At 70.4% G+C, this 21,265-nt stretch carries 3 protein-coding genes; all 3 read left to right on the forward strand.

The window, feature by feature from the left end; translation table 11 throughout:
• Genes E0L36_RS27745 through E0L36_RS16865 form a run of 3 tightly spaced genes read left to right on the forward strand, consistent with a single transcriptional unit; the run spans position 1 to position 21,197 of the window.
• Positions 1-12,900, forward strand: coding sequence for a type I polyketide synthase (locus tag E0L36_RS27745; protein ID WP_258016191.1), 12,900 nt, complete (start codon positions 1-3; stop codon positions 12,898-12,900).
• Between the two features lie 37 nt (positions 12,901-12,937).
• Positions 12,938-20,215, forward strand: a complete 7,278-nt coding sequence (locus tag E0L36_RS16860; RefSeq protein WP_180929801.1) for a type I polyketide synthase — start codon at positions 12,938-12,940, stop codon at positions 20,213-20,215.
• A 55-nt stretch (positions 20,216-20,270) separates the two neighbouring features.
• Positions 20,271-21,197 carry an SDR family oxidoreductase gene (locus E0L36_RS16865; RefSeq protein WP_180929802.1) on the forward strand — a complete coding sequence of 309 codons (927 nt, stop codon included), beginning with the start codon at positions 20,271-20,273 and terminating at the stop codon, positions 21,195-21,197.
• Positions 21,198-21,265 lie beyond the last annotated feature (68 nt).

A 21,265-nucleotide genomic window follows, 5' to 3' on the forward strand; every position in this document is an offset into this window, starting at 1 on the left:
ATGACCACGAACGAAGACAAGCTTCGCGAATACCTCAAGCGCGTCACCACCGACTACAGCCAGCTCCGCCAGCGGATGCGGGAGCTTGAGGCCAAGGATCAGGAACCGATCGCCGTCGTCGGGATGGCCTGCCGCCTACCGGGCGGGGTCGCCTCGCCGGAGGACCTGTGGCACCTGGTGGCGGAGGGCCAGGACGGCATCACGCCCTTCCCCACCGACCGTGGCTGGGACGAGGACCTGTACGACGCGGACCCCGACGCGCACGGCAAGACCTACGTCGTCGAGGGCGGATTCCTGCACGACGCCCCGGACTTCGACGCCGAGTTCTTCGGCATCTCGCCCCGTGAGGCGCTGGCCATGGACCCTCAGCAGCGGCTGCTGCTGGAGACGTCCTGGGAGGCCATCGAGCGCGCCGGGATCGTGCCCAGCAGCCTGCGCGGCAGCCGCACCGGCGTCTTCGCGGGCGCCGTCGCCGCCGACTACTCCTCCCGCCTCGACCGGGTGCCGGAGGAGATCGAGGGCTTCCTCGTCACCGGCAACATGACGAGCGTCGTCTCCGGCCGCGTCTCCTACGTCCTCGGCCTGGAGGGCCCGGCGGTCACCGTGGACACCGCCTGCTCCTCCTCACTCGTCGCCACCCACCTCGCCTTCCAGGCGCTCCGTCAGGGCGAGTGCGACCTCGCCCTGGCCGGTGGCGTGACGGTCCTCGCCACCCCGTCCGGCTTCGTCGGGTTCAGCCGCCAGCGCGGCCTGGCCGCGGACGGCCGGTGCAAGGCGTTCGCCGCCTCCGCCGACGGCACCAACTGGGCCGAGGGCGTCGGCGTCCTCGTCCTGGAGCGGCTGTCCGACGCCCGCCGCAACGGCCACAACGTGCTGGCCGTGCTGCGGGGTTCGGCCACCAACCAGGACGGAGCCAGCAACGGCCTCAGCGCACCGAGCGAACTCGCGCAGCGCCGCGTCATCGAACAGGCCCTGGAGAGCGCCCGGCTCACCCCCCGCGACGTCGACACCGTGGAGGCGCACGGTACGGGGACCTCGTTGGGTGACCCGATCGAGGCGCAGGCGCTGCTGGCCACCTACGGCCAGGACCGCCCCGAGGGCCGTCCGCTGTGGCTTGGCTCCATCAAGTCCAACATCGGCCACTCCGGCGCCACCGCCGGTGTGGCGGGCGTCATCAAGATGGTCATGGCGCTCCGCAAGGGTGTGCTGCCGCGCACGCTGCACGTGGACGAGCCCACCCCGCACGTCGACTGGTCCGCGGGTGAGGTGCGTCTGCTGACGGAGGCACGCGCCTGGGAGCGGGACGGTGACCGGCCACTGCGTGGCGCGGTCTCCTCCTTCGGTGTCTCGGGCACCAACGCCCACGTGATCGTGGAATCCGCCCCGCCGGCCGCCGAGTCGGAGTCGGGCTCCGGGACCGGTTCGGCTACGACGGTGGTCTCGGGCGCGGGCGCCCTGTCGGGTTCGCCGGTGCTGCCGTGGCTGGTGTCGGCGCGTTCGGCGGATGCGCTGTCGGCGCAGGCCGGTCGGCTCTCGTCGGCTGTGGGCGCGGGCGACCCGGTGGATGTGGGGTGGAGTCTGCTGTCCTCGCGTTCGGTGCTGGAGCACCGTGCGGTGGTGTGGGGTGCGGAGTCGACGGAGCTGAACTCTGGCCTGGCGGCGCTGGGTTCGGACGGGGTGGCGGGCAACGTGGTGTCCGGCACGGTCGATTCCGGCTCTGGTGCGGGTTCGGGTGTGGTGTTTGTGTTCCCGGGTCAGGGTTCGCAGTGGGTGGGGATGGGTCGTGGGTTGTTGGAGTCCTCGCCCGTTTTCGCGGAGCGGTTGGCTGAGTGTGAGGCGGCGTTGGCGGCGTATGTGGAGTGGTCGTTGCGTGAGGTGTTGTGTGGTGTGGATGAGGGGTGGATGGAGCGGGTGGATGTGGTCCAGCCGGTTCTGTGGGGTGTGATGGTCTCCCTGGCGTCTGTGTGGGAGTCGCTGGGTGTTACTCCGTCGGCTGTGGTGGGTCATTCGCAGGGTGAGATCGCGGCCGCTGTGGTGGCGGGTGCGTTGAGCGTGGAGGACGGCGCTCGTGTGGTGGCGTTGCGTTCGCGGTTGATCGGTGAGGTGCTGGCTGGTGGTGGCGGGATGGTGTCGGTCGCGGAGGGTTTGGAGTGGACCGAGGCTGCCGTCGAGAGCGTGGAGGGCGTCTCCGTCGCCGCCGTGAACGGTCCTTCGGCAACCGTCGTGGCGGGCACGGTCTCTGGTCTGGAGGCGTTGGTGGCTCGGGCGGAGGGTGAGGGTGTGCGGGCGCGTTGGGTGCCGGTGGACTACGCCTCGCACTCCGTCCAGGTGGAGGCGATTGAGGAGCGGTTGCGGGAGGTGCTGGCCGGGGTCGCCCCGCGTGAGGCACGCGTCCCGGTGGTGTCGGCGGTCACCGGTGAGGTGATCGATGGCACGGGGATGGATGGGGAGTACTGGTACACGAACCTGCGTCAGCGTGTGCGCTTCAGTGAGGCGGTCAACGTGGCGCTGGGCATGGGCTGTTCACGCGCCATCGAGGTCAGCGCCCACCCGGTGCTGACGATGGGTGTGGAGGCCATCGCCGAGGAGGCCGGCATCGAGGCCACCGTGGTTGGGACGTTGCGGCGTGATGAGGAGGAGAACGCCCGACTGATCGCCAACGCGGCCGAGTTGTGGGTGCGCGGCGTCGAGGTGGACTGGTCGGCGGTCTTCGCCGGACGCGCCGTGCGGTATGTCGACTTGCCGACGTACGCGTTCCAGCGGGAGCGGTACTGGCTGGAGTCGGCCGGTGGTGTCTCGGACGTCAGTGGGGCGGGTCTGGACTCGGCCGAGCACCCGTTGTTGGGTGCGGCGGTGAGCCTTGCCTCGGGTGATGGTGTGATGCTGACGGGCCGGTTGTCGTTGCGTACGCATCCGTGGCTGGCGGATCACGCGGTCGCCGGTACCGTCCTGTTCCCGGGAACGGGCTTTGTGGAGTTGGCTGTTCGGGCGGGTGACGAGGTTGGTTGTGGTCAGCTGAGTGAACTGACGCTTCAGGCGCCGTTGGTGTTGCCGGAGCAGGGTGCGGTGCAGATTCAGGTGGTGGCTGGTGCCGTGGATGACGGTGGTCATCGTTCGTTGCGTGTCTATTCGCGGCCGGAGGGTTCGGAGGCGGATGGGGCGTGGGTGTGTCATGCGGAGGGTGTGCTGAGCGCTGAGACGGTGGCTCCCTCGTCGGAGCTGACCGCCTGGCCTCCGGCGGGTGCTGAGAGCGTCGACGTCTCCTCGTTCTATGAGGGGGCTGCCGAGGCTGGTTATGGCTATGGTCCGGCGTTCCAGGGGCTGCGGGCGGTGTGGCGGCGCGAGGGTGAGGTGTTCGCCGAGGTCGCGCTGCCCGAGGAGCGCAGTGCTGAGGCCGCTGGCTTCGGTATCCACCCCGCGTTGCTCGACGCCGCGCTCCACGCCAACGGATTTGGCGAATTCGGTGGTGATGGTGGGGAGTTGCGGCTGCCGTTCGCGTGGACGGGGGTGTCCCTGTTCGCGGCTGGCGCCGACCGCGTCCGGGTGCGGATCTCCGCAGTGGGTGAGGACGGCCTGCGGGTCGAGGTGGCCGACGCGGCGGGACAGCCCGTCGCGGAAGTGCGCTCCCTGGTCCTGCGGCCCGTCTCGGCGGCCGCGCTGAGCGCCACCGCCCCCGCCGAGGCAGACGACCTGTTCCCCATGGCGTGGAGGACGCTGCCGTTCGATGACGAGGTGGCGGGCGCCGACGTCTGGGCGATGCTCGGTAACGAGGACCCCTTCGCCGTCGGCGCGGCGCTCCAGGGTGCCGGGCTCGGCGTGGACGCCTATCCCTCGGTGGAGGGGCTGTGCGCCGTGCTGGACTCGGGAGTTCCCGCGCCCGCCGTGGCGTTCACCTCCGTGTCGGCGGACGAGGGCGTCGGGCTGGCCGAGGCCGCTCGGGGCGCGACGGTGGAACTGCTGTCCGTCGTCCAGGAGTGGCTGGACCAGGACGGACTGGCCGACACGCGACTGGTGGTGGTGACGCGGGGCGCGATGGGCGTTGGGGATGACGACGTGGTCGACCCCGCCGCGGCGCCGCTGTGGGGTCTGATCCGCTCCGCCCAGTCCGAGAACCCGGGCCGTTTCCTGCTGTTGGATCTCGATCCGGTGGACGAGGCGAGTGTCGACTTCATCGCCGGTGCGGTTTCCGCCGCGCTGGAGGCGGGGGAGTGGCAGCTGGCCATCCGTGGCGAAGAGGTCCTGGTACCCCGGCTCGTGCGGGCCGCCGACGGCGGCACGCTGGTGCCACCGGCTGGTGTGGCCGCCTGGCGGCTGGACATGACCGAGTCGGGCACGCTGGACAACCTGACGCTCCTGCCGGCTCCCGAGGCGGAGGCACCCCTCGGCGCCGGTCAGGTGCGACTCGCGATACGCGCGGCGGGGATGAACTTCCGTGACGTGCTGATCAGTCTTGGGATGTACCCGGGCCAGCCGGTCCTGGGTAACGAGGGCGCCGGTGTCGTGCTGGAGGTCGGCGAGGACGTCACGCACCTTCAGCCGGGTGACCGGGTGATGGGCATCATTCCGCAGGCGTTCGGACCCCTGGTGGTGGCGGACGCGCGGACGCTGGCACCTATGCCGGAGGGGTGGTCGTTTGAGCAGGCGGCGTCGGTGCCGGTGGTGTTCCTGACGGCGTTCTATGGGCTGGTGGATTTGGGTGGGTTGCGTGCGGGGCAGACGGTGTTGGTGCATGCGGGTGCTGGTGGTGTGGGGATGGCGGCGATCCAGTTGGCGCGGCATTTCGGTGCGCGGGTGCTGGCGACGGCGAGCCCCGGCAAGTGGCAGGCGCTCCGGGACCTGGGCCTGTCGGATGGGGAGATCGCCTCGTCCCGCGACCTGGACTTCCGGGACGCTTTCAAGGAGGCGACTGGCGGGGCCGGGGTGGATGTGGTGCTTAACTCGCTGGCCCGGGAGTTCACGGATGCCTCGTTGGAGTTGATGGCGCCGGGTGGGCGGTTTGTGGAGATGGGCAAGACGGATTTGCGGGATCCGGAGGAGTTGGCGCGGCAGTATCCGGGTGTGGGTTATGAGACGTTTGAGTTGGGTGATGCGGGGGCGGGGCGGATTCATGAGATGTTGACGGAGGTGTTGTCTCTTTTTGAGGGTGGTGTGTTGGAGCCGTTGCCGGTGCGGGGTTGGGATGTGCGGCGGGCTCCGGAGGCGTTTCGGTTTATGAGTCAGGCGCGGCATGTGGGGAAGGTGGTGTTGCGGATGCCGCGTGTGTTGGATGGTCGTGGGACGGTGTTGGTGACGGGTGGTACGGGGACGTTGGGTTCGTTGTTGGCGCGGCATTTGGTGGCTGAGTATGGGGTGCGGAATTTGGTGTTGACGAGTCGGAGTGGTCCGGGGGCGGTGGGTGCTGGGGAGTTGGTGGCGGAGTTGGCGGAGGCGGGTGCTACCGCGGAGGTGGTGGCGTGTGATGTGGCTGATCGGGATGAGTTGGCGGGGGTGTTGGGGTCGATTCCGGTGGGGCGGCCGTTGCGGGGTGTGGTGCATGCGGCGGGTGTGTTGGATGACGGTTTGGTGGGGTCGTTGTCGGTGGAGCAGGTGGAGCGGGTGTGGCGTCCGAAGGTGGATGCGGCGGTGAATTTGGATGAGTTGACGCGGGGTGCGGATTTGGATTTGTTTGTGTTGTATTCGTCGGCGTCTGGTGTGTTTGGTGGTCCGGGGCAGGCGAATTATGCGGCGGCGAATGTGTTTTTGGATGCGTTGGCGCGGCGGCGTTGGGTTGAGGGGTTGGTGGGGTCGTCGATCGCGTGGGGGTTGTGGGAGCAGGCGAGTTCGATGACGGGGCATATGGGGGGTCGTGATCAGGCGCGGTTGTCGCAGGGTGGTTTGGTGGCGTTGTCGTCGGGTGCGGGGGTGGCGTTGTTTGATCGTGCGGTGGTGGTGGATGAGCCGGTGGTGTTGGCGAGTCCGTTGGATGTGGGGGCGTTGCGTGGGTTGGTGGCTGGTGGGGGGTTGCCGGGGGTGTTGCGGGGTTTGGTGAGTGCTCCGGTGTCGGTGGCGCGGCGGGTGGTGGATGTGTCGGCTGGTGGTGGTGATGTGTCGTCGTTGGCGGGGCGTTTGGTGGGGTTGGGTGAGCAGGAGCGGGAGCGGTTCGTGTTGGATGTGGTGCGGTCGCATGTGGCGGCTGTGTTGGGGCACGCGAACGCGCAGGCGATTGATGCTGAGCGGCCGTTCAAGGATCTGGGGTTCGACAGTTTGACCGCGGTCGAGTTGCGTAACCGGCTTAACAGCGCGACGGGTCTGCGGTTGCCGGCCACCCTGATCTTCGACCATCCCACCCCCAACACCCTCGCCCTCCACATCCGCTCCCAGGTCTCCGACGTCGACGTGGCACGGCCCGTGGACGTCCCGACCGCCGCAGTGACGGATGACGAGCCCATCGCGATCGTCGGGATGGCCTGCCGCTTCCCCGGTGGGATCCACTCGCCGGAGGACCTGTGGCGGCTGGTGGTGGAGGGCGGCGACGCCATCTCCGCCTTCCCCACGGACCGCGACTGGGACCTCGACGGTCTGTACGACGCCGACCCGGACGCCGTGGGCAAGACCTACGTCCGGGGCGGCGGATTCGTCGACGACGTCGCCGGGTTCGACGCCGGGTTCTTCGGCATCTCGCCGCGTGAGGCGCTGGCGATGGACCCGCAGCAGCGGCTGCTGCTGGAGACCTCGTGGGAGGCCGTCGAGCGGGCCGGGATCGTGCCGAGCAGCCTGCGTGGCAGCCGCACCGGCGTCTTCGCCGGTGCCGTCACGGCCGACTACTCCTCCCGCCTGGACCAGGTGCCGGAGGAGATCGAGGGCTTCCTCGTCACCGGCAGCATGACGAGCGTCACCTCGGGCCGTGTTTCCTACCAGCTCGGTCTGGAGGGCCCGGCGGTGACGGTGGACACCGCCTGTTCCTCCTCGCTGGTGGCCCTGCACATGGCCGTCCAGTCGCTGCGGCAGGGCGAGTGCGACCTCGCGTTGACCGGTGGTGTGACCGTGATGTGCACCCCGACCGGTTTCGTGGAGTTCGGCAGGCAGCGCGGCCTGTCCGAGGACGGCCGGTGTAAGGCGTTCTCGGGTGCCGCCGACGGTTTCGGTCCGTCCGAGGGCGTGGGTGTCCTGGTGGTGGAGCGGTTGTCGGACGCGGTGCGGAACGGGCACAACGTCCTTGCTGTGGTGCGGGGTTCGGCGATCAACCAGGACGGTGCGTCCAACGGTCTGACCGCGCCCAATGGCCCCTCGCAGCAGCGGGTGATCCGGCAGGCGCTGGCCAACTCCGGCCTGTCGCCGGCCGATGTGGACGTGGTGGAGGCGCACGGTACGGGGACCTCGTTGGGTGACCCGATCGAGGCGCAGGCGCTGCTGGCCACCTATGGCCAGGAGCGTCCGGAGGGCCGTCCGCTGTGGCTGGGTTCCGTCAAGTCCAACATCGGGCACACGCAGTCGGCGGCGGGTGTGGCGGGCGTCATCAAGATGGTGATGGCCATGCGCGAGGGCGTCCTGCCCCGCACCCTGCACGTGGACGAGCCCACCCCGCACGTCGACTGGACCGCCGGGGACGTGGAGTTGCTGACCGAGCAGCGTGAGTGGGCGCCGGGCACGGCGGCGCGTCGGGCGGGTGTGTCCTCGTTCGGTATCAGTGGCACGAACGCGCACGTGATCGTGGAGTCGGCTCCGGCGGAGACCGAGCGTGGTGCGGTGGTGGTGTCCGGCGGCGAGGGTCTGTCGGGTTCGCGGGTGTTGCCGTGGCTGGTGTCGGCGCGTTCGGCGGATGCGCTGTCGGCGCAGGCCGCTCGGCTCTCGTCGGCTGTGGCCGACGTTGACCCTGTCGACGTGGGGTGGAGTCTGCTCTCCTCGCGTTCGGTGCTGGAGCACCGTGCGGTGGTGTGGGGTGCGGAGTCGACGGAGCTGAACTCCGGCCTGGCGGCGTTGGGTTCGGGCGGGGTGGCGGGCAACGTGGTGTCCGGCTCTGTCGATTCCGGCTCTGGTGCGGGTTCGGGTGTGGTGTTTGTGTTCCCGGGTCAGGGTTCGCAGTGGGTGGGGATGGGTCGTGGGTTGTTGGAGTCCTCGCCGGTGTTCGCCCAGCGGTTGGCTGAGTGTGAGGGTGCGTTGGCGGCGTATGTGGGGTGGTCGTTGCGTGAGGTGTTGTGTGGTGTGGATGAGGGGTGGATGGAGCGGGTGGATGTGGTTCAGCCGGTTCTGTGGGGTGTGATGGTCTCCCTGGCGTCTGTGTGGGAGTCGCTGGGTGTTACTCCGTCGGCTGTGGTGGGTCATTCGCAGGGTGAGATCGCGGCTGCTGTGGTGGCGGGTGCGTTGAGCGTGGAGGATGGCGCGCGTGTGGTGGCGTTGCGTTCGCGGTTGATCGGTGAGGTGCTGGCTGGTGGTGGCGGGATGGTGTCGGTCGCGGAGGGTTTGGAGTGGGCCGAGGCTGCCGTCGAGAGCGTGGAGGGCGTCTCCGTCGCCGCCGTGAACGGTCCTTCGGCGACGGTGGTGGCGGGCACGGTGGCTGGTCTGGAGGCGTTGGTGGCTCGGGCGGAGGGTGAGGGTGTGCGGGCGCGTTGGGTGCCGGTGGACTACGCCTCGCACAGCATCCAGGTGGAGGCGATTGAGGAGCGGTTGCGGGAGGTGCTGGCCGGGGTCGCCCCGCGTGAGGCGCGCGTCCCGGTGGTGTCGGCGGTCACCGGTGAGGTGATCGATGGCACGGGGATGGATGGGGAGTACTGGTACACGAACCTGCGTCAGCGTGTGCGCTTCAGTGAGGCGGTCAACGTGGCGCTGGGCATGGGCTGTTCACGCGCCGTTGAGGTGAGTGCGCATCCGGTCCTGACGATGGGTGTGGAGGCCATCGCCGAGGAGGCCGGTATCGAGGCCACCGTCGTCGGCACGCTGCGGCGTGATGAGGACGAGAACGCCCGACTGATCGCCAACGCGGCCGAGTTGTGGGTACGCGGCGTCGAGATCGACTGGACCGCGGTGTACTCCGGACGCGCCGTGCGTCACGTCGAGCTGCCCACCTACGCCTTCCAGCATCAGCGGTACTGGCTGGAGGAGCGGGCTGGCGTGGTCTCGGACGTCAGTGGGGCGGGTCTGGACTCGGCCGAGCACCCGTTGTTGGGTGCGGCGGTGAGCCTTGCCTCGGGTGATGGTGTGATGCTGACGGGCCGGTTGTCGTTGCGTACGCATCCGTGGCTGGCGGATCACGCGGTCGCCGGTACCGTCCTGTTCCCGGGAACGGGCTTTGTGGAGTTGGCTGTTCGGGCGGGTGACGAGGTTGGTTGTGGTCAGCTGAGTGAACTGACGCTTCAGGCGCCGTTGGTGTTGCCGGAGCAGGGTGCGGTGCAGATTCAGGTGGTGGCTGGTGCCGTGGATGACGGTGGTCATCGTTCGTTGCGTGTCTATTCGCGGCCGGAGGGTTCGGAGGCGGATGGGGCGTGGGTGTGTCATGCGGAGGGTGTGCTGAGCGCTGAGACGGTGGCTCCCTCGTCGGAGCTGACCGCCTGGCCTCCGGCGGGTGCTGAGAGCGTCGACGTCTCCTCGTTCTATGAGGGGGCTGCCGAGGCTGGTTATGGCTATGGTCCGGCGTTCCAGGGGCTGCGGGCGGTGTGGCGGCGCGAGGGTGAGGTGTTCGCCGAGGTCGCGCTGCCCGAGGAGTACAGTGCTGAGGCCGCTGGCTTCGGTATCCACCCCGCGTTGCTCGACGCCGCGCTCCAGGCGAACGGCTTCGGTGAGTTCGGTGGTGATGGTGGGGAGTTGCGGCTGCCGTTCGCGTGGACGGGGGTGTCCCTGTTCGCGGCGGGCGCCGACCGCGTCCGGGTGCGGATCTCCGCCGCCAGCGACGAGGCGTTGCGGATCGAGGTGGCGGACAGCACCGGGCAGCCCGTGGCCGAGGTGGGCTCACTCGTCGTACGGCCCATGTCGGCTTCCGCGTTGAACACACCCACCGAGTCGGACGACCTGTTCCAGATGGCGTGGACCTCGTTGCCGGTGGTCGACGAGGTGGTGGTCCGTGACGTGTGGGCGATGCTCGGTAGCGAGGACCCCTTCGCCGTCGGTGCTGGACTTCAGGGGGCCGGGCTGGCGGTGGACGCCTACCCCACCGTGGAGGGACTGCGTGCGGTGTTGGAGGCGGGAGTTCCCGCGCCCGCCGTGGCGTTCACCTCCGTGTCGGCGGACGAGGGCGTCGGGCTGGCCGAGGCCGCTCGGGGCGCGACGGTGGAACTGCTGTCCGTCGTCCAGGAGTGGCTGGACCAGGACGGACTGGCCGACACGCGACTGGTGGTGGTGACGCGGGGCGCGATGGGCGTTGGGGATGACGACGTGGTCGACCCCGCCGCGGCGCCGCTGTGGGGCCTTATCCGCTCCGCGCAGGCGGAGAACCCGGGCCGTTTCCTGCTGTTGGATCTCGATCCGGTGGACGAGGCGAGTGTCGACTTCATCGCCGGTGCGGTTTCCGCCGCGCTGGAGGCGGGGGAGTGGCAGCTGGCCATCCGTGGCGAAGAGGTCCTGGTACCCCGGCTGGCGCGACCCGGTAGTGACGGTGCGCTGGTGCCTCCGCCCGGGGTGCGGGCCTGGCGGCTGGACTCGATGGGGACCGGTTCACTCGACGGGCTGGCGCTGGTCGCGACGCCGGAGGCCGAGGCACCGCTGGCGGCCGGTCAGGTGCGGGTAGCGGTCCGTGCGGCCGGAGTGAACTTCCGTGACGTGCTGATCAGCCTCGGGATGTACCCGGGCCAGCCGATCCTCGGCGGTGAGGGCGCCGGTGTCGTGGTCGAGGTGGGCGCCGGTGTCGCTCATCTCCGGCCGGGTGACCGGGTGATGGGCATCATGCCCCAGGCGTTCGGGCCGTTCGTCGTCGCCGATGTGCGGGCGATCGCCCGTATGCCGGAGGGGTGGTCGTTTGAGCAGGCGGCGTCGGTGCCGGTGGTGTTCCTGACGGCGTTCTATGGGCTGGTGGATTTGGGTGGGTTGCGTGCGGGGCAGACGGTGTTGGTGCATGCGGGTGCTGGTGGTGTGGGGATGGCGGCGATCCAGTTGGCGCGGCATTTCGGTGCGCGGGTGCTGGCGACGGCGAGCCCCGGCAAGTGGCAGGCGCTCCGGGACCTGGGCCTGTCGGATGGGGAGATCGCCTCGTCCCGCGACCTGGACTTCCGGGACGCTTTCAAGGAGGCGACTGGCGGGGCCGGGGTGGATGTGGTGCTTAACTCGCTGGCCCGGGAGTTCACGGATGCCTCGTTGGAGTTGATGGCGCCGGGTGGGCGGTTTGTGGAGATGGGCAAGACGGATTTGCGGGATCCGGAGGAGTTGGCGCGGCAGTATCCGGGTGTGGGTTATGAGACGTTTGAGTTGGGTGATGCGGGGGCGGGGCGGATTCATGAGATGTTGACGGAGGTGTTGTCTCTTTTTGAGGGTGGTGTGTTGGAGCCGTTGCCGGTGCGGGGTTGGGATGTGCGGCGGGCTCCGGAGGCGTTTCGGTTTATGAGTCAGGCGCGGCATGTGGGGAAGGTGGTGTTGCGGATGCCGCGTGTGTTGGATGGTCGTGGGACGGTGTTGGTGACGGGTGGTACGGGGACGTTGGGTTCGTTGTTGGCGCGGCATTTGGTGGCTGAGTATGGGGTGCGGAATTTGGTGTTGACGAGTCGGAGTGGTCCGGGGGCGGTGGGTGCTGGGGAGTTGGTGGCGGAGTTGGCGGAGGCGGGTGCTACCGCGGAGGTGGTGGCGTGTGATGTGGCTGATCGGGATGAGTTGGCGGGGGTGTTGGGGTCGATTCCGGTGGGGCGGCCGTTGCGGGGTGTGGTGCATGCGGCGGGTGTGTTGGATGACGGTTTGGTGGGGTCGTTGTCGGTGGAGCAGGTGGAGCGGGTGTGGCGTCCGAAGGTGGATGCGGCGGTGAATTTGGATGAGTTGACGCGGGGTGCGGATTTGGATTTGTTTGTGTTGTATTCGTCGGCGTCTGGTGTGTTTGGTGGTCCGGGGCAGGCGAATTATGCGGCGGCGAATGTGTTTTTGGATGCGTTGGCGCGGCGGCGTTGGGTTGAGGGGTTGGTGGGGTCGTCGATCGCGTGGGGGTTGTGGGAGCAGGCGAGTTCGATGACGGGGCATATGGGGGGTCGTGATCAGGCGCGGTTGTCGCAGGGTGGTTTGGTGGCGTTGTCGTCGGGTGCGGGGGTGGCGTTGTTTGATCGTGCGGTGGTGGTGGATGAGCCGGTGGTGTTGGCGAGTCCGTTGGATGTGGGGGCGTTGCGTGGGTTGGTGGCTGGTGGGGGGTTGCCGGGGGTGTTGCGGGGTTTGGTGAGTGCTCCGGTGTCGGTGGCGCGGCGGGTGGTGGATGTGTCGGCTGGTGGTGGTGATGTGTCGTCGTTGGCGGGGCGTTTGGTGGGGTTGGGTGAGCAGGAGCGGGAGCGGTTCGTGTTGGATGTGGTGCGGTCGCATGTGGCGGCTGTGTTGGGGCACGCGAACGCGCAGGCGATTGATGCTGAGCGGCCGTTCAAGGATCTGGGGTTCGACAGTTTGACCGCGGTCGAGTTGCGTAACCGGCTTAACAGCGCGACGGGTCTGCGGTTGCCGGCCACCCTGATCTTCGACCATCCCACCCCCAACACCCTCGCCCTCCACATCCGCTCCCAGGTCCTGGTCTCGGAGGGCGTGAGTGAGGCGCCCACGCTCGCGGCCGAGTTGGAGCGTCTGGAGGGAGTGGTCGGCTCGGCCAGTGCCGAGGAGGTGGTCAGCCACCGCGTGGCGGACCGACTCCGGGCACTGCTCGGAAAGTTGGAGGGTGCGGAGCCGGACTCCGACGACACGGGTGACGACGACCTGGATGGCGCCACCGACGACGAACTGTTCGATCTCCTCGACGGCGAGTTGGGGACTCAGTGAACCGAACCGCCGATCGAGACTGGATGGAAGACGAACGATGAACAACGAGCAGAAGCTCCGCGATTACCTCAAGCGGGCCACCGCCGACCTTCGGCAGGCGCGGCGTCGGGTGAAGCAGCTGGAAGAGCAGCCGCCCATCGCCATCGTCGGCATGGCCTGCCAGTTTCCTGGCGGAGTGTCCTCGCCCGAGGACCTGTGGCGGGTGGTGGCCGATGGCGTGGACGCCATCGGTCCCTTCCCGGACGACCGGGACTGGGACGTGGAGAGCCTCTACGACCCCGACCCGGAGGCCGAGGGCAAGACCTACGTCCGGGGTGGCGGGTTCCTGGACGCGGCCAGCGACTTCGACCCGGAGCCGTTCGAGATCGCCCCGCGTGAGGCGCTGGCGATGGACCCGCAGCAGCGGCTGCTGCTGGAGACCTCGTGGGAGGCCATCGAGCGGGCCGGGATCGCCCCCGGGGCGCTGCGGGGCAGCGCCACGGGGGTGTTCACCGGCGCGCCCTCGTCCGAGTACGTGTCGCGGCTGAACCGGGTCCCCGAGGGGTTCGAGGGGTACGTCAGCACGGGCAACGCGGCCAGCGTCGCATCCGGCCGGGTCGCCTACACCTTCGGTCTGGAGGGCCCGGCGGTGACGGTGGACACCGCCTGTTCCTCCTCGCTGGTGGCCCTGCACCTGGCGATCCAGGCGCTGCGGCAGGGCGAGTGCACCCTGGCGCTGGCCGGTGGCGTCACCGTCATGCCGACGGTGGCCACCTTCGTGGAGTTCGGCAGGCAGCGCGGCCTGTCCGAGGACGGCCGGTGTAAGGCGTTCGCCGGTGCCGCCGACGGTTTCGGTCCGGCGGAGGGCGTGGGCGTCCTGGTGGTGGAGCGGTTGTCGGACGCGGTGCGGAACGGGCACAACGTCCTTGCTGTGGTGCGGGGTTCGGCGATCAACCAGGATGGTGCGTCCAACGGTCTGACCGCGCCCAATGGCCCCTCGCAGCAGCGTGTCATCCGGCAGGCCCTCGCCAACGCCGGGCTGTCAGCCTCGGACGTGGACGTGGTGGAGGCGCACGGTACGGGGACCTCGTTGGGTGACCCGATCGAGGCGCAGGCGCTGCTGGCCACCTACGGCCAGGAGCGTCCGGAGGGCCGTCCGCTGTGGCTGGGTTCCGTCAAGTCCAACATCGGGCACACGCAGGCGGCGGCGGGTGTGGCGGGCGTCATCAAGATGGTGATGGCGATGCGCGAGGGCGTCCTCCCGCACACGCTGCACGTGGACGAGCCCACCCCGCACGTCGACTGGACCGCCGGGGACGTCGAGCTGCTGCTCGAACCCCGTCCCTGGACCCCGGCGGAGGGCCAGCCGCGGCGCTCCGGCGTCTCCTCTTTCGGTATCAGCGGGACCAACGCCCACGTGGTGCTGGAGTCGGCTCCCGCGGAGACCGAGCGTGGTGCGGTGGTGGTGTCCGGTCCGGAGGGTCTGTCGGGTTCGCCGGTGTTGCCGTGGCTGGTGTCCGCGCGTTCGGCGGATGCGCTGTCGGCGCAGGCCGCTCGGCTCTCGTCGGCTGTGGCCGACGTTGACCCTGTCGACGTGGGCTGGAGTCTGCTCTCCTCGCGTTCGGTGCTGGAGCACCGTGCGGTGGTGTGGGGTGCGGAGTCGGCTGAACTGAGCGCTGGTCTGGGTGCGTTGGGCTCGGGCGGGGTGGCCGGGAACGTGGTGTCCGGCACGGTCGACGCCGGTGCGGGTTCGGGTGTGGTGTTTGTGTTCCCGGGTCAGGGTTCGCAGTGGGTGGGGATGGGTCGTGGGTTGTTGGAGTCCTCGCCGGTGTTCGCGGAGCGGTTGGCTGAGTGTGAGGGTGCGTTGGCGGCGTATGTGGGGTGGTCGTTGCGTGAGGTGTTGTGTGGTGTGGATGAGGGGTGGATGGAGCGGGTGGATGTGGTCCAGCCGGTTCTGTGGGGTGTGATGGTCTCCCTTGCTGCGGTGTGGGAGTCGCTGGGTGTTACTCCGTCGGCTGTGGTGGGTCATTCGCAGGGTGAGATCGCGGCTGCTGTGGTGGCGGGTGCGTTGAGTGTGGAGGATGGCGCGCGTGTGGTGGCGTTGCGTTCGCGGTTGATCGGTGAGGTGCTGGCTGGTGGCGGCGGGATGGTGTCGGTCGCCGCGGGTCTGGAGTGGGCCGAGGCTGCCGTCGAGAGCGTGGAGGGCGTCTCCGTCGCCGCCGTCAACGGTCCTTCGGCAACCGTCGTCGCGGGCACGGTGGCTGGTCTGGAGGCGTTGGTGGCCCGGGCGGAGGGTGAGGGTGTGCGGGCGCGTTGGGTGCCGGTGGACTACGCCTCGCACAGCATCCAGGTGGAGGCGATTGAGGAGCGGTTGCGGGAGGTGCTGGCCGGGGTTGCCCCGCGTGAGGCGCGCGTCCCGGTGGTGTCGGCGGTCACCGGTGAGGTGATCGATGGCACGGGGATGGATGGGGAGTACTGGTACACGAACCTGCGTCAGCGTGTGCGCTTCAGTGAGGCGGTCAACGTGGCGCTGGGCATGGGCTGTTCACGCGCTATCGAGGTGAGTGCGCATCCGGTGCTGACGATGGGTGTGGAGGCCATCGCCGAGGAGGCCGGTATCGAGGCCACCGTGGTCGGCACGCTGCGCCGCCAGGAGGACGAGAACGCCCGACTGATCGCGAACGCGGCCGAGTTGTGGGTGCGCGGCGCCGAGATCGACTGGACCGCGGTGTACTCCGGACGCGCGGCCAACCGGGTCGAGCTGCCCACCTACGCCTTCCAGCGGCGCCGCTACTGGCTCTCGGGCGAGTCCGGGACCGCCGATGTGAGCGGCGCCGGACTGGCGGCGGCCGGGCATCCGTTGCTGGGCGCCGCGGTGAGCCTGGCGGTGGAGGGCGGGCTGGTGCTGACCGGCCGACTCTCCCCGCGTACGCACTCCTGGCTGGCCGACCACACGGTCAGCGGCACGGTCCTGCTGCCGGGGACCGCCTTCGTGGAGCTGGCTGTCCGGGCCGGTGACGAGGTCGGCTGCGGCCACCTGCGGGAACTGACCCTCCAGTCGCCACTGGTCTTCCCCGAGCAGAGCGCCGCGCAGGTGCAGGTGTTCGTCGAACTGCCGGATGACACCGGGGCTCGCGCGGTCTCGATCCACTCGCGGCCGGTCGAGGGCGATGACGGGCTGAGCGACGATGCGCCGTGGACCTGCCACGCCGAGGGCACTCTGGTCGCGGAGGCCCCGGCACCGCCCACCGTCGACCTGACTGCCTGGCCTCCGCCGGGCGCGGAGCCGGTGGACGTGTCGGGCTTCTACTCGGCCGCCGCCGAGGCCGGTTACGGCTACGGCCCCGCGTTCCAGGGCTTGCGCTCGGTGTGGCGGAGCGGCGACGAGGTCTACGCCGAGGTCGCGCTGCCCGGCGGCCAGCGGGAGTCGGCGGCGCGCTTCGGCCTGCACCCCGCGCTGCTGGACGCGGCCCTCCAGGCGAGGGGTTTCGCGGTACCCGGCGCGGACGGCGAGGAGGAGGCCCTCCGCCTCCCGTTCGCCTGGACCGGGGTGACGCTGCTCGCGGGCGGTGCCGACCGGCTGCGGGTCCGGCTGCGGGCGACCGACGCCGACGCGATCTCGCTGGCGCTGGCCGACAGCGCGGGCGCGCCCGTCGCCGTCGTCGACTCGCTGCTGGTGCGGCCGGTGACGGCGGCGCAGCTCGCGGCCGCCCGCACACCCACCACCGATGAGCTGTTCCACGTCGGCTGGACCGGAGTCAGCTGCGATCCGGACGGCGTGCGGCACGCGGTCTGGGCCGTGGTGGGCGACGATCCGTACGGCCTCAGCTCCGCCGTGCAGACCGCCGGTCTCTCCGCGGACGCGTACCCGGCGGTGTCGGGCGTCCGCGAGGTCATGGAGTGGGGCGTTCCCGCCCCGCAGGTCGCGCTGCTCGCGGTGCCGACGGCGACCGACGCGGGGGATCGCGGGCTCGCCCGCGCGTCCGAGGCGGCGGCAGCCCACCTGCTCGACGCGGTCCAGGAGTGGCTCGCGACGGACGGCTTGGCCGACTCCCGCCTGGTCGTGGTGACGCGCGGCGCGGTGTCGGTCCAGGGCGAGGATGTGGCCGACCTGGCCGCGGCGCCGCTGTGGGGCCTGATCCGCTCGGCGCAGTCGGAGAATCCCGGCCGCTTCCTGCTGGTCGACCTCGATCCGGAGGAGGAGCCGGGGGGAGCCGGTGCGGACCTGCTGCCCGCCGCCCTCACCCTGGCCCTCGACTCCGGTGAGGGGCAGGTCGCCGTCCGTGGTGCGGAGGTGTACCTGTCGCGGCTGGTGCGCCCGGGCGGTGACGGTGCGCTGGTGCCCCCGGCCGGTGTGCGGGCCTGGCGGCTGGACTCGATGGGGACCGGTTCGCTCGACGGGCTGGCGCTGGTCGCGACGCCGGAGGCCGAGGCGCCGCTGGCGGCCGGTCAGGTGCGGGTCGAGGTCCGTGCGGCGGGGATGAACTTCCGCGACGTGCTGATCGGTCTCGGGATGTACCCGGGTCAGCCGATGCTCGGTGGTGAGGGTGCCGGTGTCGTGGTCGAGGTGGGCGAGGGTGTCGCTCATCTCCGGCCGGGTGACCGGGTGATGGGCGTTCTCCCGCAGGCGTTCGGCCCGCTGGCGGTGGCGGACGCGCGAACCCTGGCGCGGATGCCCGAGGGCTGGTCGTTCGAGCGCGCGGCCTCGGTGCCGGTGGTGTTCCTGACGGCGTACTACGGCCTGGTGGATCTGGGTGGGCTGCGCGCCGGGGAGACCGTACTGGTGCACGCGGGCGCCGGTGGTGTGGGCATGGCCGCGATCCAGCTGGCACGCCATCGCGGCGCGCGGGTGCTGGCGACGGCCAGCCCCGGCAAGTGGCAGGCGCTCCGGGACCTGGGCCTGACGGATGAGGAGATCGCCTCGTCCCGCGACCTGGACTTCCGGGACGCCTTCAAGGAGGCGACCGGCGGCGCCGGGGTGGACGTGGTACTCAACTCCCTGGCCCGGGAGTTCACCGACGCCTCGCTGGAACTGATGGCGCCGGGCGGCCGGTTCGTCGAGATGGGCAAGACGGACCTGCGCGACCCGGAGGAGCTGGCGCGCCAGTACCCGGGCACCAGCTACGCGACGTTCGAGCTGGGCGAAGCCGGACCCGATCGCATGAACGAGATCCTCACCGAGGTCATGGAGCTGTTCACCAGCGGCGCGCTGGAGCCGTTGCCGGTGCGGGGTTGGGATGTGCGGCGGGCTCCGGAGGCGTTCCGGTTCATGAGTCAGGCGCGGCATGTGGGCAAGGTGGTGCTGCGGATGCCGCGTGTGCTGGACGCGGGCGGGACGGTGTTGGTGACCGGTGGTACGGGGACGTTGGGTTCGTTGCTGGCGCGGCATCTGGTGGCTGAACACGGGGTGCGGAGCCTGGTGTTGACCAGTCGCAGTGGTCGTGAGGCGCCGGGTGCCGGGGAGTTGGTGGCGGAGCTGGCGGAGGCGGGTGCCGTCGCCGAGGTGGTGGCCTGTGACGCGGCCGACCGGGACGAACTGGCGGGGGTGCTGGCCTCCATACCGGCCGAGCGCCCGCTGACCGGCGTCGTCCACACCGCGGGCGTCCTCGCCGACGGCATGCTCGGTTCCCAGACCGTCGAGACGCTGGAGCACGTCTGGCGGCCGAAGGTGGACGCCGCCCTGAACCTGCACGAGCTGACCCGCGACCTGGACCTGGACCTGTTCGCGCTCTACTCCTCGGCCGCCGGCGTCTTCGGCGGCCCCGGACAGGCCAACTACGCGGCGGCCAACGCGTTCCTGGACGCCCTCGCCCACCACCGCCGCGCCCAGGGACTGCCCGCCACCTCCATCGCCTGGGGCCTGTGGGCCCAGACGAGCGCCCTGACCGGCACCCTGGGACAGCAGGACCAGGCCCGGATGTCGGAAGGGGGAGTGCGGCCCCTGTCCACCGAGCGCGGACTCGCCGTCTTCGACGCGGCGACCGCCTCGGCATCGGCCACGGCCGTAGGTGCCGCGCTGGACCTCCGCACGCTGCGGCGGCACGGCGAGTCCCAGGTGCCGCCGTTCTTCAGCGAGTTGGTGACGGTTCCCCGCCGCCGCCGGGCCGCCGCCGCCACCGGTGGTGCCGAGTCCCAGGGCGACCTGATCGGGCGGCTGGCCGGACTCGACGCGGCCGGACGGGGCCAACTCCTGCGGGAGACCGTACGGGACCACGTGGCCGCGATCCTCGGCCACGGCGACCCCACCACACTCGACCTCGGACGCGAGTTCGTCTCCCTGGGCTTCGACTCGCTGACCGCGGTCGAACTGCGCAACCGGCTGGGGAGCGCGACGGGTCTGGAACTGCCCGCCACGCTCATCTTCGATCACCCCACGCCGAACGCGCTCGCGGAGCACCTCGGCCGGGAACTGGGCGACGCCGCCGGCCTCGTCCCCGCCGAGGCCCCCGCGTCCGCGCCGTCCCCGGCCACCGGGGCACCGCAGCAGGGCACGGCCCCCGAATCGCTCAGCGGGCTGTTCATCCGGGCGTGCAGGGAGCGCAGGTTCCAGGAGATGGGGGCCATGTTGCGGACGGCGGTCGGTTTCCGTCCGTCCGTCTCCGGCCCGGCCGACATGGAGGAGCTGCCCCGGCTCGCCCACCTGTCCCGCGGCTCCGAGTCGCCCAGGCTGGTGTGCTTCCCGACGTTCGCCTGGAAGCCCAGCGTGTACCACTACCTGCCGTTCGCCTCGGCGTTCCGGGACACCCGGACGGTGTCGGCCGCCTCCCTGCCGGGCTTCATGACCGGCGAGGCCCTTCCGGACAGCCTCGACGCGCTGGTGCGCATCCAGGCGGAGGTGGTGCGGCGGGAGGTCGGCGACGAACCCTTCGTGCTGCTGGGGTACTCCAGCGGTGGGCTCATCGCCAGCGCGGTGGCGAAGCACATGGAGGAGACCGGCCACCCCGCGGCCGGGCTCGTCATGATCGACACCCACTGGTGGGACGCGGCGGACAGCTTCGACCTCGACACCTGGTCCTCCTCGGTCCTCGTCGGCCTGCTGGACCGGATGGGGGAGGACGAACACGAGGGTGAGAACTGGGGCGACGCGTGGGTCACCGCCCGGGCCCGCTACCTGGGCATGGAGTTCGCCCAGCAGCGGGTGGAGGCGCCGACGCTGGTCGTCCGTGCCGCGGACTCCCTCGTCAGCGACGAGGAGACGGGGGAGCTGCGCACCGACTGGTCGTTCCCGCACTCCGTGATCGACGTGCCCGGCGACCACTTCACGCTGATGGAGGGGGCGCACGCGGCCGACACCGCCGCCGCCATCGGCGGCTGGCTGGACGAGCACTTCCACTGATCGGCCCCCTCACCCGGCGACCGACAACGACCGACAACAGACACGAGGAGCGAGGGTGTTCGAACTCGCGGAACGTACCGCCTTCATCACCGGAGGGGCCCAGGGCATCGGACTGGGGATCGCCAGGGCGTTCGCCAAGGAGGGGGCGCGGCTCGCCCTCGTCGACCTGCACGAGTCCGCGCTGGACACGGCGCGCGCGGAGCTGTCCGCGCTCACCCGGGTCGAGACGTTCGCGCTGGACGTCACCGACCGCGACGCCTACGCGCGGGTCGCGGACGAGGCCGAGGAACGCCTAGGACCGGTGACGGTCCTGTGTAACAACGCGGGCGTCGGGGGCAGTTACCCCATCGCCTCGATGACGTACGAGCTGTGGGACCTGCTGGTCGGCACGAACCTCGGCGGGGTCGTCAACGGAATACAGACGTTCCTGCCCCGCATGATCGCCCGTGGGGAGCCGGCACACGTCGTCAACACCGCCTCGGCGGCGGGTCTCGCGCCCGGCGGGTCCGCCGCCGGATACATGTACGAGGGAACGAAGGCGGGCGTGATCGGCCTCTCCGAGGCGCTCTCCAAGCAGCTCGGCCACGAGGGCCACCCCATCGGGATGACGGTGCTGTGCCCGGGGCCGGTGGCCACCAACCTGGTCGCCACCGGCCGCGCCGCGCACGGCCGCCGGTCCGGTGAGGTGGCGCTCACCAGCGAGCAGGCGAGCGAGCACGAGGGCCAGCTCACCGAGCAGGAGTCATACCTGAAGTACCTGGGGCTTCCGGTGGAGACGGTCGGCCAGATGCTCGTCGACGGCCTCCGGGCGGGCAGGACGCACGTCGTCACCGACCGCAGCATGGCCGAGTCCATCGGCATCCGGGCCAAGACCCTCTTCACCTCCCTCCCGGCGGAGACCGAGCACGACCGGCGGATCGCCAAGCAGACCGCCGCGCAGATGCGGGAACACCTCAAGTCGGGTGGTACGACGACGCGTTGACGCTCGGCCGCCCACCGGCCACACAGCGACCGGGGCGCCTTCCAGCGAGTGCTGGAAGGCGCCCCGGC

The sequence above is a fragment of the Streptomyces sp. AJS327 genome (assembly GCF_013450295.1).
Classification (GTDB): Bacteria; Actinomycetota; Actinomycetes; order Streptomycetales; family Streptomycetaceae; genus Streptomyces.

Excerpts from the sequence above, each read along its gene's own strand:
- E0L36_RS27745 (WP_258016191.1), top strand. The coding sequence starts at position 1 with ATGACCACGAACGAAGACAAGCTTCGCGAATACCTCAAGCGCGTCACC.
- E0L36_RS16860 (WP_180929801.1), top strand. The coding sequence starts at position 12,938 with ATGAACAACGAGCAGAAGCTCCGCGATTACCTCAAGCGGGCCACCGCC.